Source organism: Spirillospora sp. NPDC049652, from assembly GCF_040675125.1.
Classification (GTDB): domain Bacteria; phylum Actinomycetota; class Actinomycetes; order Streptosporangiales; family Streptosporangiaceae; genus Spirillospora.
Genome location: NZ_JBFAOF010000064.1, coordinates 1 through 16,801 on the forward strand (window position 1 = coordinate 1; position 16,801 = coordinate 16,801).

A 16,801-nucleotide genomic window follows, 5' to 3' on the forward strand; every position below is an offset into this window, starting at 1 on the left:
GCGCTGGGCGGCGAGTCGGCGGTAGGCACCGGGTGATCGGCGGTGTGCACGGGCTCGTCGGCGGGGTGCGTCGGCTCGTCGGGGCGGGCGGGCGGGGGCTGCGGGACGGCCGTGCGGAGGAAGTCGGACGTCAGGACCACCGTCGGGCCGTCGGGACGGCCGAGGTCCCTGGCCTGCGCGTCCGCCTCGGGGTACCCGGCCTCCGGCCCGTCCGCCCCGGCGGGACCACCCGGTGGAGAGGCGGCTCCGGTGTCCTCGGCGGAAGAACCGGACGGCAGGACCACGGTCGGGCCGTCCGGGCGGACGGGGCCGTCGGCCGCTTCCGGAGTGGTGGCGCGGAAGCGGTCGGCGGGCTCGTCGTCCGGGGACGGGCGGCGTGGCGGTTCGCTCGAGGAGGACACGGCCTTGCTCCTACGGAAAGGCCGCCCGCCGCATCAGAGAATGATGTCCAGAATGTTCGCTATTTCGTCATGACGAAATGATCGGCGGGCGGAATTCGGCTGCCTTCCCCGGGAATTTAGCGCGCCTGAGCCTTTTCCGCCTGGCGACCCAGCCAAAACGCCGTGGCCCACAGCGCACCGAACAGCACGCCGAGGATGAACATCATCGGAACCATGAAGCCGGTCAGCAGGACCAGGACCTGCAGCACCGTGCCCACCGCGAAGCCCCACGGGCGCCCCATGACGCCGCAGGCCAGCAGGCACAGCACCGCCAGCGAGCCGCCGATCCAGCCCGCGACCGAGCCGTCCACCTTCTGCACCGAGATCGCGACCGGGATCGCCAGCCCGATGACGATGGCCTCGCACGCGAGGACCGTCGAGTACAGCCGCCGTTCGGGGTTCATCGGCCCGCTCCCACCCGCAGCAGGGTGCGCGCCTCGCCGGCGGTGACGACCGATCCCGTGATCAGCACGCCCGCGCCCCGGTACTCGCCGGTCTCCTCGGCGAGGCCGATCGCGCGGTCGATCGCGTCGTCGAGCCGCTCGACGACGTGCACCCGCTCGGGGCCGAACGCGCCCTCGGCGACCTCGGCGAGCTCCTCCGGCGGCAGCGTGCGCGGCGAGGAGTTGCCCGTCACCACCAGCTCGGCGAGGACGGGTTCGAGCTGGTCGAGCACGCCCGCGACGTCCTTGTCGGCGGCGATCGCGAGCACGCCGACGAGCCGGGTGAAGCCGAACGACTCGGTGATCGTGTTGACCGTCGCGGCCATCCCGGCCGGGTTGTGCGAGGCGTCGATCAGCACGGTCGGGCCGGTGCGGGCGACCTCCAGCCGGCCCGGCGAGGCGGACTTGGCGAACCCGCTGCGCACCAGCGCCGGGTCGAGCTGCCCGTCGTCGCCGCCGGTGTAGTCCTCCCCGGCGGCGATCCGGGTGGCTGCCTCGAGGTTGTGCTCGCCGCGCGTCGGCGCGCCGGACGCGAACGCCTCCACCGCCGCGAGGGCGGTCGCGGCGTTGCTCGCCTGGTGCTCGCCGAACAGCGGCAGGAAGATCTCGTCGTACTGGCCGTGCAGCCCGCGCACGTCGATCATCTGGCCGCCGAACGCCACGTCCCGGTGGACGACGCCGTACTCGATGCCCTCGCGCGCCGCGATCGCGCCGACCTCGGCGACCCGGTGCAGCAGGACCTCGGCGGCCGGGAGCGGTTGCTGCTCCACCACCACGATCTGGCCCGGCTTGATGATCCCGGCCTTCTCGGCGGCGATCTCCTCGATGGTGTCGCCCAGATAGGCGGTGTGGTCGAGGCCGACCGGGGTGATCACGGCGACGGCGCCGTCGGCGACGTTGGTGGCGTCCCAGGAGCCGCCCATGCCGACCTCGACGACCGCGACGTCGACCGGCGCGTCGGCGAAGGCCGCGAACGCCATCGCCGTCAGCACCTCGAAGAACGACAGCTTCGCGGCGGCCCCGTCCGGCCCGGCGGCCTCGGCGGCGCGGGCGTCGACGAGCTCGACGTAGGGCCGGACGTCCTCCCAGACCTCGACGAACCGCTCCTCGGAGACCGGCTCGCCGTCGATCGCGATGCGCTCGCGCAGGGTGGTCAGCTCGGGGCTGGTGTACAGGCCGGTGCGCAGGCCGCGCTCGCGCAGCAGCGCCTCGATCAGCCGCGCGGTGCTGGACTTGCCGTTGGTGCCCGCCACGTGGATCACCGGATAGGCGCGCTGCGGCTCGCCCAGCACGTCCACCAGCTCGCGGACCCGGTCGAGGGTCGGGTCGATGTCCCACTCGACCCCACGGCTCATGATCGCGCTGATCGCGTCGCGGTAGCCCGGCGGCCCCGTCACCTGACTCACGTCTTGGTTCCCTGCCTGTTCAGCGGTGCGTTTTCTGCCGACACAGGAAGCCTACTCGCGCCTCGCCGCAGGGCCGCCCACACCCGGCGCTCCTGTGGATATCCTCCGTCGGATGGCCGCTGATCAGGTGTTCTTCCGCGAGTGGACGGCCCGGAGGCCGGGCTCGCGGCGCTCGATAGCCCGTGCCCGCGAGCTGGCGGGGGTCCTGGAGGTGCCGCCCGACGGCGTCCCGGTCCTCGCCGTGGTCGGTTCCAAGGGCAAGGGGACGGCCGCGACGTACGCCTCCGCGACCGTCGCGGCGGCCGGGTTGCGGGTGGTCTCGGTGATGAGCCCCGGGCACCGCTCGAACCGCGACCGGATCCGCGTCGACGGACGCGCCCTCTCGCCGGACGATTTCGCCGCATTGGCCGCAAGCCTCGACACGGCGATAAAGCGGCTTCCGCCGCCGTCCGATGGTTATCTCTCCCCCGCCGGTCTCTTCACTTTGGCCGGGCTCGTGCACGCGCGCGATGTCGAGGCGGACGTGGTCGTATTGGAAGCCGGAATGGGCGGCGGTTCGGACGAGATCAGCCTTTTCCCGGCGACGGTCGTGGCCGTGACGCCGATCTTCGGGGAGCATCTGGGTGTATTGGGGGATACCGTCCCGGAGATCGCCGCCGAGAAGGCCGCGGTGATCGTTCCGGAGACGCGCGCGGTGGTCTCCGCCCCGCAGTCGGCCGAGGTCGCACCCGTCCTGGACGCCAGAGGTGACATTGACCTGGCTGTGGACGACTCCTGGGACGACCTCCTGCCGCCAGGCCTCAGCCGAGCGAACGCCAGAACGGGCGTGCTGGCGGGCCTGCGTTTGGCGGAACTCCTAGGATGCCCGCCTGCCGACGCGCGCGTGCGCGAGGTGCTGAGCACGGTCGCCCTGCCCGGACGGCTCTCCGTCCACGCCCGGGACGGCCTCGAAGTCCTCGCGGACTCGGCGATCAACCGGGCCGGCGTCGCCGCCGCGCTGGAGGCGGCGCGCGGCCGCTGGGGCCCGGTCGATCACGTCCTCGTCTGCCTGCCCGACCACAAGGACCTGGACGGCGCGGTCGCCGAACTCGGCGGCCTCGCGGTCACGTTCGTCCGGCTGCCGCACGCCCATCTGCGGTTCTCGCGCCCCCTACCGCCCACGTGGGACGTCCTCAACGCCTCTGAGCTGTCCGTAGAGGCTCTCGCGGGGCGCGGTCCGCACATCCTCGCGCTCGGCACCGTCTACTTCGTAGGGCTGCTCCTGGACGTCCTGGACGCCGATGTCGAGCGGCTCTTCGTCGCCTAACGCTCCAGGTCGGCGCGCATGCGCGGGACGAGTCCGGCGAGGTCCCCCGCGTCCCGCGCCGGGACGTTCGACGCCACGAACCCGTATGAGTCGGACGTCGCCCAGGCGCAGTACGGGTGCACGGCGGACAGCACCGCGAACGTCCCGCAGACACCCCGTCCGACGTGCCGGAAGGCCAGCACGGTGTTGGGCTTCGCCCTCTCCAGGAACGCGGCGGGATCGGAGATCGCGGCGGTGCCACCGACGAACAGGATGTCGCGCATGTCGCCGGAGTACACGGCCGACGTCTGGCGCGTCCAGGCGATGCCGCCGCGCCGCACGGCCTCGGCGATGAACGGGTAGGCGGTGCTGGCGGCCGGATCGGCGGCGGCCCTGTGCAGGCCGCCCGCCTGCGAGGCCAGGGTGATCCGCTTCCCGGTGCCGCCGTCCTCGCCGTCCAGCAGGAACGCCCCTCCCACCACGGCCGCGACCACGGCGCAGAGGCCGCCGACCGCACCGAGCAGCATGGCCTTCCGTCGCGGTCGCCGCGCGGACGTCCGGGCCCCGCTCGCGGTCGAATCCGGCCGGGGAACCTCTTCTTCAGCGGACGCGGCGGCTCTCGCCTCGGACGGCGCCTCGTTCCCGGACGCGTCGGACGGCGGCGGCTCGTCGTCCAGCGCCGCGTCGTCCAGCGTCTCGGCGGTCAGCCACCAGGGCGGCGAATCGCCCCAACGGGACGGCGGAACCGGCGGATCGGGCATCGCTCTCCTGCGCTCGGACGGACGGCAGGATCGTATCCGGACACGCCCCGCCGGCACGCCGGTATTCCGGATCGGGGTCAGCGCAAGTAGAGCCCGTATTCCACCAGTTCGGGCACCAGCCGCGGCGGCAGGTCGCACACGACGGCCAGATCCTCGGCGGAGGTGAAGCCGCCCGTCTCGTCGCGCAGGTCCACGGCCCGCTCGGCCTGCTCGGGCGTCAGCCCGAAGCGCGTCAGCTCCAGCGCCGGGACGGCGTTGACGTCGATCAGCCCGCCGTCGTCGTAGGGGCGCTGGGCGGGCGGCAGGTCGGTGCGTCCGATCCGCAGCTCGCGGGCCATCAGCGGGTTCCCGGCGGCGAGGGCGCGGGCCTCGCGGCGGCGCTGCGCGCGGGCGTTCATGTGCTGCACGGCCGCGCGGTTGGCCTGCTCGGCGCTGGTCGGCTGCTGCCAGGGCTGCGGTGGGGGCACGGGCGGCAGGGGCGGCCGCCGGTTGCCCGCGACGACCGCGTGCACGATCCACACCGGAATCCAGAGCCCGCATGTCACCACGGTCAAGATCAGGTGCAGCGCGTGCGTGGTGCCGTCCAGCCCGGCGGGCGGCGGCGGTGGCGGCGGCGCGGCGGCGGGCGGACGCGGCGCGACCGGAGGCACGGGATGCGGCGGCGGCAGGGGCGGCGTCGGCGGGATGTGGACGTTCACGTTCACGATCGGCGTCGGCTGCGACGGCGAAGCGTCCTTCGGAGGCGCGGCCGGACGCTCGGGCTCAGCGGGCCCGGCCGGCGGCACCGCCACCTCTCCCGGAGCCGCCGGCACCACGGCGGCGGGCGGGGACGCGGGCGCCGCCGGAGCGGGCGCAGGAGCGGGTGCGGGTGCGGGATTGGCCGGAGGCGAGGACCGAGGGACGGGCGGGACCCCGAACTCCGGGGCGGTCACCGGCGGCTGCGCACGGAGCGGAGCGGGATCGGGAGACTGCGACGACGACTCGGACATCACTCTCCCCGCGCTGCGTTGAACCGGAAGACACCGCCAGTGTACGAAAGGCCGTCTCCTTGGACCGCACCGCGGCCGATCCGGTTCCCGCGAACGGCGTCGCCCCCGTCCCGACCGGAACGGGGGCGACGCCGGAGGGCGGGCGCGTCAGCCGGCCGGAAGGGCCGCGAGCTGGGCCTCCAGCCGGGCGATGTCGGCCTCGGCCTGCGCGAGGCGGCCGCGGTTCTTGGCGACGACGGCCTCGGGGGCCTTGGCCATGAACGCCTCGTTCGCCAGCTTCCGAGTGGTCTGCTCGACCTCCTTGCGGGCGGCGGCGAGGTCCTTCTCCAGCCGCTTGCGCTCGGCGGCGACGTCGATCGCGCCGGCCGTGTCGAGCCGGACGACCGCGCCCTCGACGGGCAGCGAGGCGGTCGCGGTGAAGCCGTCCCCGGGCGGGGTGAGGCGCAGCAGCGTCCGCACGCCCTCCTCCAGGCCGGCCAGCCCCGAGTCGCCCCACTCCAGCGCGGCGGCGACCTTCTGGCCGGGCTTCAGGCCCTGGTCGGCGCGGAACCGGCGGACCTCGGTGACCAGCCGCTGCAGCGACTCGACGACCAGCTCGGCGGCCTTGTCCTCGCGCGCGGCGTCCGCGACCGGCCAGGCGGCGCGGACGATCGTCTCCTCGCCGGTCAGCGACGTCCACAGCTCCTCGGTGACGAACGGGATCACCGGGTGCAGCAGCCGCAGCAGCTTGTCGAGCACCTCGCCGAGGATCCGGCGCGTGGCCTCGGCGCGCTCGTCGGCGAGCTGGACTTTCGCCAGCTCCACGTACCAGTCGCAGACCTCGTCCCACGCGAAGTGGTACAGCGCCTCGCACGCCTTGGCGAAGTCGAACGCCTCCAGGTGGCCGTCCACCTCGGCGGCGACCTGCTGGAGCCGGGACAGGATCCAGGCGTCCACGGTCGAGACCTCGGCCGGCAGTTCGCCCCGCACGTGCGCGCCGTTGATCATTGCGAACCGGGTGGCGTTCCACAGCTTGTTGCAGAAGTTGCGCGAGCCCTGCGCCCAGTCCTCGGCGACCGGGACGTCGCCGCCGGGGTTCGCGCCGCGCAGCAGCGTGAAGCGGGTGGCGTCCGCGCCGTAGCGGTCGATCCAGTCGAGCGGGTCGACGACGTTGCCGAACGACTTCGACATCTTCTTGCCGTGCTGGTCGCGGACCATGCCGTGCAGCGCGATCGTGTGGAACGGCGCCACGCCGTCCATCGCGTAGAGGCCGAACATCATCATCCGGGCGACCCAGAAGAACAGGATGTCGTACCCCGTGACCAGCACGGACGTCGGGTAGAACCGCTTGAGGTCGGCGGCGCCGGAGTCGGGCCAGCCGAGCGTCGAGAACGGCCACAGCGCCGAGGAGAACCAGGTGTCGAGGACGTCGGTGTCCTGCGTCCAGCCGGCGGGCGGCTCCTCGTCCGGGCCGGGGCAGGCGGTCTCGCCGTCCGGGCCGTACCAGACCGGGATGCGGTGCCCCCACCACAGCTGGCGGCTGATGCACCAGTCGTGCATGTTGTCGACCCACTCGAAGTAGCGGGGCGCCATCTCCGGCGGGTGGATCGCGACGCGGCCGTCGCGGACGGCGTCGCCCGCGGCCTTCGCCAGCGGCTCGACCTTGACGAACCACTGCAGCGACACGCGCGGCTCGACGACCGTGGAGCAGCGCTGGCAGTGCCCGACCGCGTGCTCGTAGGGACGGACCTCCTTGACGATCCGGCCCTCCTCGCGCAGCGCGGCGACGACGGCCGGACGGGCCTCGAAGCGGTCCATGCCCTCGAACGGGCCGTGCGCGGTGATCACGCCGCGCTCGTCCATGACCGACAGGGTCGGCAAGTCGTGGCGGCGGCCGATCTCGAAGTCGTTCGGGTCGTGCGCCGGGGTCACCTTGACGCAGCCGGTGCCGAACTCGGGGTCGACGTGCTCGTCGGCGACGACCGGGATGCGGCGGCCGGTCAGCGGCAGCTCCACCGTCGTCCCGACCAGGTGCCGGTACCGCTCGTCGTCCGGGTGGACGGCCACGGCGGTGTCGCCGAGCATCGTCTCGGCGCGCGTGGTGGCGACGACGATCTCGTCCGAGTAGCGGATCGAGACCAGCTCGCCCTCGCGGTCGTAGTGCTCGACCTCGATGTCGGACAGGGCGGTGAGGCAGCGCGGGCACCAGTTGATGATGCGCTCGGCGCGGTAGATCAGGCCGTCGTCGAACAGCCGCTTGAAGATCGTGCGGACGGCGCGGGCGCGCTCCTCGTCCATCGTGAACGCCTCGCGCGTCCAGTCGACCGAGTCGCCGAGGCGGCGCATCTGGCCGAGGATCCGGCCGCCGGACTCGCCCTTCCACTTCCAGACCCGCTCGACGAACGCCTCGCGGCCGAGGTCGTGCCGGGACAGGCCCTCCTTGGCGAGCTCGCGCTCGACCACGTTCTGGGTGGCGATGCCCGCGTGGTCCATGCCGGGGATCCAGGCGACCTCGTACCCCTGCATGCGGCGGCGCCGGACCAGCGTGTCCTGGATCGAGTGGTCCAGGGCGTGGCCCATGTGCAGGGAGCCGGTGACGTTCGGCGGCGGGATGACGATCGAGTACGCGGGAGCGGCCGGATCGCGCGCCGGATCCGCCGTGAAGTGGCCCGCCGCTACCCAGCGCTCGTAGAGCCTGCCCTCGACGTTCGCCGGCTGGTACTGGGTGGGCAGATCGACGTCGGCGGCCGCGTTCCGGCCGCGCTCGTCGCCGCGCTCGATGCTGGGCTCGTTGCTGGGCTGAGTCACGGCCCCTGATTCTACGGGTCCCGGACACGTATAACGTGCGGGGTCAAGAGAGATCAAGGATCTAGGAGAGAACGTGAGCGGCTGGAACCCTCCGCCCCAGTCGCCGGGAGGCAATCCCGGCGGTTACCCGCCCGCCCCCGGCGGCGCCCCCAATCCCTACGGCCAGCCCGCATACGGCCAGCAGCCCGGTTACGGCCAGCCCGCCCAGCCGTCCCCGCCGGCTCCCCCGGCCGCGCAGCCCGGCTGGGCGCAGCAGGACCAGCCCGGCTGGGGCCAGCCGCCCGGTGGTTTCGCCCAGCCGCAGCCCGGTTTCGGCCCCCCGCCGGGCCCCCCGCCGCGCAACTCCAAGACCGGCCTGGTCCTCGGCCTGGTCGGCGGCGGCCTCGTCCTGGTGGTCATCGCGGTGGTCGCGGTCGTCGCGCTCAGCGGCGCGGGCGGCGACAAGTACACCATCAGCACCCCTGACAGCGTCGCCGGGCGCAGCCGCGACTCCGCGATGGAGTCGCAGCTCGCGTCCAAGATGGACAGCCTGAAGACGCAGATGCGGACGATGACGCACGGCAAGGTCACCGACGTCAGCTCGGCGTTCTACAAGGACCCCGGCAGCAGCGGCGGCCTGTCCGGCAGCACCGGCGTGATCTTCTTCGGCGGGACCGGGCCGATCGGCAACCCGAGCAGCTTCATGAGCGGCATCCGCTCGTCGGCGTCCAGGAGCGGCACGAGCGTCCAGGACGTGGACGCCGGATCGCACGGCGGCAAGGCCGGCTGCTTCCAGCTCAGCTCGGTCGGCGTCACGATCACCGAGTGCGCCTGGGCGACCAGCAGCAGCTTCGGCGCGATCGTCCCGACCAAGACGGGGTCGACGATCAGCGACACCGCCGCCCTGATGCGGACGTTCCGCGACGCGGTGGAGCAGAAGAAGTAACCGCCCCCACGGGTACGATCCCCCCTACCCGCGCGGTGCAGGCCGCCACGGCGCGGGTAGGGGACGCGGCCGCCGGAGGACGAGCATGGACACCGCAGCCGGCAGTGAGAACAGCAGCGAGCCCGCCGCAGAGGCCGCGACCGAGCCCGCCACCGGGCCCGGCGGCGGTGAGGGCGGCGCCGAGCGCGCCGCCGGCCCGATCCGGGTCCTGATCAGCGACGACCACCCGGTGTTCCGGCAGGGCCTGCGCGGCCTGCTCCAGGCGCTCGGCGTGGAGGTCGTGGGCGAGGCCGAGAGCGGCCCGGACGCGGTCCGGCTGGCCGCCGAGCTGCGGCCGGACGTGGTCGTCATGGACCTGCACATGCCCGGCGGGAACGGCCTGGAGGCCACCCGCACGATCACCCGCTCCAGCCCCCGCACCGGGGTCCTGGTCCTCACCATGTTCCAGGACGACGACTCCGTCTTCGCCGCCATGCGCGCGGGCGCCCGCGGCTACCTGCTCAAGGAGTCCGGGGCCGAGGAGATCGCGCGCGCCGTCCGGGCGGTCGCCGCAGGCGAGGCCATCTACGGCCCGGAGATCGCGCGGCGCGTCCTGACCTACTTCGCGGGCATGCCGCATCCCAAGCAGACCGCGTTCCCGCAGCTCACCGAGCGGGAGCGGGAGGTGCTGGAGCTGATCGCGCAGGGCCGCGGCAACGCCGACATCGCGTCCGCGCTGTTCCTGTCGACCAAGACCGTCCGCAACCACGTCTCCAACATCTTCATGAAGCTGCAGGTGGCGGACCGCGCCCAGGCCATCGTCATGGCCCGGGAGGCCGGCCTCGGCGAGTCCGGCAGGAACTAGGCTGTGTTTCAAAGTCCCGGCCCACTTCGCTCGCCTAACGGCTCGCTACGTGACCGCGCCTGGGCGAACGCGGCATCGCTCCGCGATCTGCCCGCTTCCGCTCGCCTCCGGCTTCGCTCCACCGGGCAGGTCACGCGTTCGCGCGCGTGGCTGAGGCGGCCACTTCGAGACAGGCCCTAGGTGCCCTGAACCACGAAAAAGCCCGCCACCGGTCGGTGGCGGGCTTCAGCGTGGGTCAGGCGCTCTTCTCGCGTGGTTCGCGCTTGTTGCGCTCACGCGGGACGAGGGTCGGGTTGACGTGTTCGAGGACGGCCTCGCGGGTGATGACGACGCGGGCCACGTCCTGCCGGGACGGGACCTCGTACATCACCGACAGCAGGACCTCTTCCATGATCGCGCGCAGGCCGCGGGCGCCGGTGCCGCGCAGGATGGCCTGGTCGGCGATGGCCTCCAGGGCGTCGTCGGTGAACTCCAGGTCGACGCCGTCCAGCTCGAACAGCCGGTGGTACTGGCGGACCAGCGCGTTCTTCGGCACCGTGAGGATGTTGATCAGCGCCTCGCGGTCCAGGTTGTGCACGCTGGTGATCACGGGGAGCCGGCCGATGAACTCGGGGATCATCCCGAACTTCAGCAGGTCCTCCGGCATGACGTCGCCGAGGACGTTGGCCGCCTCGTCGAAGTCGGACTTGGAGCGGATCACCGCGCCGAAGCCCATGCCCTGCTTGCCGACCCGGGACTCGACGATCTTCTCCAGCCCGGCGAACGCGCCACCGCAGATGAACAGCACGTTGGTGGTGTCGATCTGGATGAACTCCTGGTGCGGGTGCTTGCGGCCGCCCTGCGGCGGGACGCTCGCGGTGGTCCCCTCCAGGATCTTCAGCAGCGCCTGCTGGACGCCCTCGCCCGAGACGTCGCGGGTGATCGACGGGTTCTCGCTCTTGCGGGCGATCTTGTCGACCTCGTCGATGTAGATGATCCCGGTCTCGGCCTTCTTGACGTCGTAGTCGGCCGCCTGGATCAGTTTCAGCAGGATGTTCTCGACATCCTCGCCGACGTAGCCGGCCTCCGTCAGCGCCGTGGCGTCCGCGATGGCGAACGGGACGTTGAGGAGCTTGGCGAGCGTCTGCGCGAGCAGGGTCTTACCCGATCCGGTGGGGCCGAGGAGCAGGATGTTCGACTTCCCCAGCTCGACCCCGTCGCCCGAGCCCGTGTCACCGGACTGGATCCGCTTGTAGTGGTTGTAGACGGCGACGGAGAGGGCCTTCTTGGCCGTCTCCTGCCCGATCACGTAGGAGTCGAGGAACTCGTAGATCTCCCGCGGCTTGGGCAGGCTGTCCCACTTGAGATCGGAGGTCTCGGAGAGCTCCTCCTCGATGATCTCGTTGCAGAGATCGATGCACTCGTCGCAGATGTACACGCCCGGACCCGCGATGAGCTTCTTGACCTGCTTCTGGCTCTTCCCGCAGAACGAGCACTTGAGCAGGTCACCACCGTCGCCGATGCGTGCCACCCAACTGTCTCCTTTTCGTGGGGCCGCGGCCTGTTCGGCCATCCGCTGCGGCTGGGGTCTGGTCCCGGAGGCTCCAGGCGTTGGATTCGACGTTACCGCCTCGCAGGGAGTTGTTAAGCCCCCCGCCCGTCCCGTACCGGCCGGACGGGGGCCCAACGCGTCCTCCCGAGGGGACGCCGTCAGCGCCGCCTTATCAGGACGACACTACCTCGGCTTTGCGCTTCCTGCTGGCGAAGACATCGTCGATCAGGCCGTACTCCTTGGCCTCCCGGGCCGTGAGGATCTTGTCCCGCTCGATGTCCCGGCGGACCTCCTCCAGGTCGCGCCCGGAGTGGGTGGCCAGGATGTCCTCGAGCAGCTCGCGGATCCGCATGATCTCGCGGGCCTGGATCTCGATGTCGGACGACTGGCCGTAGGTGCCCTCGGTCGCCGGCTGGTGGATCAGGATCCGCGAGTTCGGCAGCGCGGCGCGCTTGCCGGGGGTGCCGGCGGCGAGCAGCACGGCCGCGGCCGAGGCCGCCTGGCCGATGCAGACCGTCTGGATGTCCGGCTTGACGAACTGCATCGTGTCGTAGATCGCCGTCATGGCGGTGAAGGAGCCGCCGGGCGAGTTGATGTAGATGCTGATGTCACGGTCGGGGTCGATCGACTCGAGCGTGATGAGCTGGGCCATCACGTCGTTCGCCGAGGCGTCGTCGATCTGCACGCCGAGGAAGATGATGCGCTCTTCGAAGAGCTTGTTGTACGGGTTCATCTCCTTGACCCCGTACGTGGTGCGCTCGACGAAGGACGGGATGATGTAGCGGTTGTCCACCGGCATCACCGCTCCGGTGCCGCCCGCCTGGATCTGGGGCCGGTACAGTTCGCTCACTTGCTGTGCCTCCGCTTCGGGATGATTCGTCAGCTGACCGTGCCCTCGGAGGGCACCTGGTTGGCGCTGAGCACCACGTGGTCGACGAAGCCGTAGTCCTTGGCCTCCTCGGCGGTGAACCAGCGGTCCCGGTCGGAGTCGCGCTCGATCTGGTCCAGCGGCTGGCCGGTGTGGGCGGCGATCTTCTCGGCGAGCGTCTTCTTGACGTACAGCATCTGCTCGGCCTGGATCTTGATGTCGGACGCCGTGCCGCCGATCCCGCCGGACGGCTGGTGCATCATGATCCGCGCGTGCGGCAGGGCGTAGCGCTTGCCCGTGGTGCCCGCGCAGAGCAGGAACTGCCCCATCGACGCCGCCAGCCCCATCCCGACCGTGACGATGTCGTTCGGGACGTACTGCATGATGTCGTAGATCGCCATGCCGGCCGTCACCGAGCCGCCGGGCGAGTTGATGTAGAGCGTGATGTCGCGGCGGCCGTCCTCGGCCGACAGCAGCAGCAGCTCCGCGCAGATGCGGTTGGCGATGTCGTCGTCGACCTGCTGGCCGAGGAAGACGATCCGTTCGCGCAGCAGCCGCTGGAAGAGCTGGTCGCCCAGGGGCAGCAGCGGCGCCTCGGCCACCCGCGCCTGGATCCGGGACGACTCGTCGAAAGTCGGAGGCATGCTCACCGGGTGTTCCTCCGGTCCTTTAATCGGTTCGGATGATTGGACATTAACGCGCCCGCGACCCCGGTTAAGCCCGAGGGCCCTGCTTTTCGCCAGGGGCGTACCGATGGCGAGAACGGCCCCTCGTCGCGTAGGCGCGGCGTCCGGGGGCGGCGGTCCGCCGGTTCCGCCGGGCCTGCTCCCCGCGTGTCCCGTCGGCCCCGTGCGTCCCTCGGGCCCGTGCATCCCGTCGGCCTCGTGCGTCCCGTCGGCCTCGTCCGGGCCCTTCCCCGCCGGGGCCGGGCTGAGGGGGCGGCCGGGCCGTGAACGCGTGCGCCCCGCAACCCTGAAGGGGTTGCGGGGCGCACGGGCGTCAGAAGGGGCGTCAGGCGTCCTTCTCGGTGCCCTTCTTGGCGTCCTCGGCGTCGGCCTCGGCCGCGGCGTCCGCGTTGGCCTCCTGGGCCTGCTCGCGGTCGGCCTCGTCGGCGGCGTCCGCGTCGGCGGCGACGTCGGCGATCTCCTGGGCCTCCTCGGCCACGCCCTCGCCGGCCTCGACGGTCTCGCCGCCGTCCAGCTCGCGCTGGATGGCCTCGACGTCCAGGGTCTCACCGGACTCGGTCTTCAGCGTGACGTGCTCGACGATCAGGTTGAGGGCCTTGCTGCGCAGGACCTCGGAGACGATCGCCGGGAGCTGGTTGTTCTCGGTGAGGTACTGGGCGAGCTGCTGGGGCGCGACGCCCATCTGCATCGCCTGGGTGACGACGTACTCGCTGAGCTCCTCGTTCTCGACGCCCAGCTCCTCCTGGACGGCGAGCTGGTCGAGGACGAAGCCGCCCTTGACGGCGAGGGCCGAGGCGTCCTTGACCTCCTGGTCGAACTCCTCCTCGGACTTCTCCTCGTCCTTGAGGTAGTCCTCGCGGGTCATGCCGGCCATCTGCAGCTGCTGGTCGAGCTGCTGGTAGCGGCGGTCGACCTCCTGCTGGACGACGGCGTCCGGCAGCGGGATCTCGACCTTCTCCAGCAGGGCCTCGAGCGCCTTGTCGCGGGCGTCGGAGAGCTGCTGCATGCGGACCTGGCGGCCGAGCCGGGTGCGGACGTCCTCGCGGAGCTCGTCGATGGTGTCGAACTCGGAGGCGAGCTGCGCGAACTCGTCGTCGGCCTCGGGCAGGTCCTTGACCTTGACCGACTGCACGGTGACGGTGATCTCGGCGTCCTCGCCGGCCTTCTCGCCGCCGACCAGCTTGGAGGTGAAGGTCTTGGACTCGCCGGCGGACAGGCCGGTGACGGCCTCGTCCAGGCCCTCGATGGCGCCCTCGCTGCCGACCTCGTAGGAGTAGCCGGAGGTGGCCGCGTCCTCGACCGACTCGCCGTCGATCTCGGCGGCGATGTCGATGGTGGCGAAGTCGCCCTTCTCGGCGGCGCGCTCGACGGTGGTCAGGGAGGCGAAGCGCTCCCGCAGGCTGTCGAGGGTCTCGGCGACCTTCTCGTCGGTGACCTCGGCGTCCTCGACGACGACCTCGAGGCCGTCGTAGTCCGGCACCTCGAACTTCGGCCGGATGTCGACCTCGGCGGTGAAGGCGAACTTCTCGTTGTCGTCGAGCTCGGTGACCTCGACGTCCGGCTGGCCGAGGACGAAGATCTCCTTCTCCTCGACGGCGCGGCCGTAGAGCTCGGGCAGGGCGTCGTTGACGGCCTCCTGGAGGACCGCGCCACGCCCCACGTACTGGTCGATCAGGCGGGCGGGGACCTTGCCGGGCCGGAAGCCCTTGATCCGCACCTGGCGCGAGATCTCCTGGTACGCCTTGTCGAGGTTCGGCTTGAGCTCGTCGAACGGAACCTCGACGGTGAGCTTGACCCGCGTGGGGGTCAGCTCCTCGACATCGGTCTTCACTGGGGTAGGTCTCCTTGATCGGGCACTGTCTCGGCCGCGGCGTTCGACGCGCTTGCTCAGCCTGTGTCAGTCTCTCTGGCTCGCGGACAGGGCGGGCACGCCGAAGGACCGGCTCCGCGCCCATGCGCGCCAAGTCTATGGGGTAACCGGGGGAACTGCGGACATCGGCGGTTCGTTCCGGGACCGCGCTCCCCGGCTCGGGTCAACCCCCTGGACGTTACCAGTCGCGCCTCCCCCGCATCGCACCTCTACCAGCAGCGCCTCCCCACCCGTACCAGCGGCGCCTCCCGCCCCGGGGCGGGCCGTCCAGGCGCGCCCGGACGCCGGGAGGGCCGTACCGGTCGCAGAACGGCCCGCCGAGCGCGCTCCTACCCAGGGTGCGCGTGCTTTCCAAATGCGGGTGGGCCTGAACGGTCGTGTCCCGGTAAAGCAGTGCGCCATATCGCGGACGTCCGGCTGCTTCGTCCAGCCGGGCGGGCTCACCGACGCGCGGACGTCCGCAGGCGCGCCGCGCAGCGGGAACGTCCGGGCGCCCGGACGCCGGCCACGGCACCACCGCCAGTGGATTCTCACCGACGCTTTTCCCGTCGCCGCCCTTACCTTTCTAACTTTGCATTAACGTTGTGCTGAGGTATTAGCCAACCCAGTTCGACGCTATTTGCGGGAAGAAAGTAGCAGGCGCGGTTATTATCCGTTCGGGGTGTTCAGGCGCGGTGAAGGGGACATGCCTGGTTCGAACGGGAATCCCCCGGTGCCGCCCCCTCAGACCAAGCGCGGATCTCGTGCCGACCACACGGGATCCGCGCCTTCCGAAGGCTTCCGGGCCGTGTCCTCGGCGTCAGACGAGGACACGGCCCGGAAGCTCGTTCAGCGGCCTGGAAGGCCGTTCAGCGGTACGGCGTTCAGCGGGTCGGTACGGCGTTCAGCGGCCGGGGGTTCCGGTCACTTGCCGCGGCGGTCCTGCTTGGGGAGGCCCTTGTCCAGGCCCGCGCGGCGCAGGGCGTCGGCCATGGCGCTGTTGCCGACCGGAGCGCTCCCGCCCTGACGGCCGCGGCCTCCGCCGCCCCCGTTGGCGCCGCCTCCGTTGCCGCCGCCCTGGCGGCGCTGCTGGCCGCCGCCGCGCCGGTCCCCGCCACGCTGCTCGCCGCCGCGCCGGCCGCCGCCCCCGCCGCGCTGGCGGTTGTCCGGGCGGTCGCCGGCCTTCGGACGCTCGGTCTCGTCCTCCAGCCGGAGGGTGAGGGAGATGCGCTTGCGCTGCAGGTCGACGTCCAGGACCTTGACGCGGACGATGTCGCCGGGCTTGACGACGTCGCGCGGGTCCTCGACGAACTTGCTGGACATGGCGGAGATGTGGACCAGGCCGTCCTGGTGGACGCCGACGTCCACGAACGCGCCGAACGCGGCCACGTTGGTGACCACGCCCTCCAGGATCATCCCCTGCTGGAGGTCGGCGAGCTTGTCGACGCCCTCCTTGAAGGTGGCGGTCCTGAAGGCGGGACGCGGGTCGCGGCCCGGCTTCTCCAGCTCGGCCAGGATGTCGGTGACGGTCGGCAGGCCGACGTTCTCGTCCACGAACTGCTGCGGCTTCAGCGAGCGCAGCGCGGCGGTGTTGCCGATCAGCGACTTGATGTCGGTGCCGGCGGCGTCCAGGATGCGCCGGACGACCGGGTACGACTCGGGGTGGACGGCGGAGGCGTCGAGCGGGTCGTCGCCGCCGGGGATGCGCAGGAAGCCCGCGCACTGCTCGAACGCCTTCGGGCCGAGCCGGGCGACGCCGCGCAGGCCGTCGCGGGTGCGGAACGGGCCGTTCTCGTCGCGGTGCGCGACGATCGAGGCGGCCAGGCTCTCGCCGATGCCGGACACCCGGGTCAGCAGCGGGGCGGACGCGGTGTTGACGTCCACGCCGACGGCGTTCACGGCGTCCTCGACCGCGGCGTCCAGCGAGCGGGACAGCTTCAGCTCGGACACGTCGTGCTGGTACTGGCCGACGCCGATGGACTTCGGG

Annotated in this window: 13 protein-coding genes and 1 pseudogene; 3 read left to right on the forward strand and 11 right to left on the reverse strand. The window is 71.7% G+C overall.

Features of this window, described 5'->3' with window-relative positions:
- The 3 genes and pseudogenes from AB0J52_RS07265 to AB0J52_RS07275 form a co-directional block, all read right to left on the reverse strand.
- Positions 1 to 401: pseudogene (locus tag AB0J52_RS07265) on the reverse strand (hypothetical protein); the annotation flags it as partial.
- A gap of 116 nt (positions 402 to 517) precedes the next feature.
- Positions 518 to 844 (reverse strand): DUF4233 domain-containing protein, encoded by a 327-nt coding sequence (locus AB0J52_RS07270; RefSeq protein WP_500180686.1) that lies wholly within the window; start codon positions 842 to 844, stop codon positions 518 to 520.
- Complete coding sequence (locus AB0J52_RS07275) at positions 841 to 2,238, reverse strand: bifunctional folylpolyglutamate synthase/dihydrofolate synthase (protein WP_500180697.1); 1,398 nt, start codon at positions 2,236 to 2,238, stop codon at positions 841 to 843. Before AB0J52_RS07275 ends, AB0J52_RS07270 begins: the two co-directional genes overlap by 4 nt.
- A 163-nt stretch (positions 2,239 to 2,401) precedes the next feature.
- Between AB0J52_RS07275 and AB0J52_RS07280 the strand changes: the two genes are divergently transcribed.
- A complete protein-coding gene (locus AB0J52_RS07280; RefSeq protein WP_500180687.1) occupies positions 2,402 to 3,595 on the forward strand; it encodes a folylpolyglutamate synthase/dihydrofolate synthase family protein in 1,194 nt (397 codons plus the stop codon).
- On the opposite strand, the gene AB0J52_RS07285 is transcribed toward AB0J52_RS07280, so the two are convergent.
- The 3 genes from AB0J52_RS07285 to AB0J52_RS07295 form a co-directional block, all read right to left on the reverse strand.
- Positions 3,592 to 4,335 carry a hypothetical protein gene (locus tag AB0J52_RS07285; protein ID WP_500180688.1) on the reverse strand — a complete coding sequence of 248 codons (744 nt, stop codon included), beginning with the start codon at positions 4,333 to 4,335 and terminating at the stop codon, positions 3,592 to 3,594. The two genes, AB0J52_RS07280 and AB0J52_RS07285, sit on opposite strands and share 4 nt — an antisense overlap.
- A gap of 77 nt (positions 4,336 to 4,412) precedes the next feature.
- Positions 4,413 to 5,033: a ComEA family DNA-binding protein gene (locus tag AB0J52_RS07290; RefSeq protein WP_500180689.1), complete on the reverse strand. Its 621-nt coding sequence runs from the start codon at positions 5,031 to 5,033 to the stop codon at positions 4,413 to 4,415.
- A gap of 438 nt (positions 5,034 to 5,471) precedes the next feature.
- On the reverse strand, positions 5,472 to 8,111 hold the full coding sequence (locus AB0J52_RS07295; protein WP_500180690.1) for a valine--tRNA ligase: 2,640 nt from the start codon (positions 8,109 to 8,111) through the stop codon (positions 5,472 to 5,474).
- Positions 8,112 to 8,184: 73 nt separating this feature from the next.
- Between AB0J52_RS07295 and AB0J52_RS07300 the strand changes: the two genes are divergently transcribed.
- A complete protein-coding gene (locus AB0J52_RS07300; RefSeq protein ID WP_500180691.1) occupies positions 8,185 to 9,036 on the forward strand; it encodes a hypothetical protein in 852 nt (283 codons plus the stop codon).
- Positions 9,037 to 9,121: 85 nt separating this feature from the next.
- Positions 9,122 to 9,880, forward strand: coding sequence for a response regulator transcription factor (locus AB0J52_RS07305; RefSeq protein WP_500180692.1), 759 nt, complete (start codon positions 9,122 to 9,124; stop codon positions 9,878 to 9,880).
- 235 nt (positions 9,881 to 10,115) lie between these two features.
- Here the strand turns inward: AB0J52_RS07305 and clpX are convergent, their stop codons facing one another.
- The 5 genes from clpX to AB0J52_RS07330 form a co-directional block, all read right to left on the reverse strand.
- Positions 10,116 to 11,390, reverse strand: coding sequence for an ATP-dependent Clp protease ATP-binding subunit ClpX (gene clpX, locus AB0J52_RS07310; protein ID WP_500180693.1), 1,275 nt, complete (start codon positions 11,388 to 11,390; stop codon positions 10,116 to 10,118).
- A gap of 193 nt (positions 11,391 to 11,583) precedes the next feature.
- A complete protein-coding gene (locus tag AB0J52_RS07315) occupies positions 11,584 to 12,261 on the reverse strand; it encodes an ATP-dependent Clp protease proteolytic subunit (protein WP_500180694.1) in 678 nt (225 codons plus the stop codon).
- Positions 12,262 to 12,290: 29 nt separating this feature from the next.
- Complete coding sequence (locus tag AB0J52_RS07320) at positions 12,291 to 12,923, reverse strand: ClpP family protease (RefSeq protein ID WP_117360822.1); 633 nt, start codon at positions 12,921 to 12,923, stop codon at positions 12,291 to 12,293.
- 367 nt (positions 12,924 to 13,290) lie between these two features.
- The gene (gene tig, locus AB0J52_RS07325) at positions 13,291 to 14,796 is read right to left on the reverse strand and encodes a trigger factor (RefSeq protein ID WP_500180695.1); all 1,506 of its coding nucleotides are present in this window, start codon (positions 14,794 to 14,796) and stop codon (positions 13,291 to 13,293) included.
- A gap of 942 nt (positions 14,797 to 15,738) precedes the next feature.
- Positions 15,739 to 16,801, reverse strand: a 1,063-nt coding sequence (locus AB0J52_RS07330) for a helix-hairpin-helix domain-containing protein (RefSeq protein ID WP_500180696.1), incomplete at its 5' end; no start/stop codon positions are given.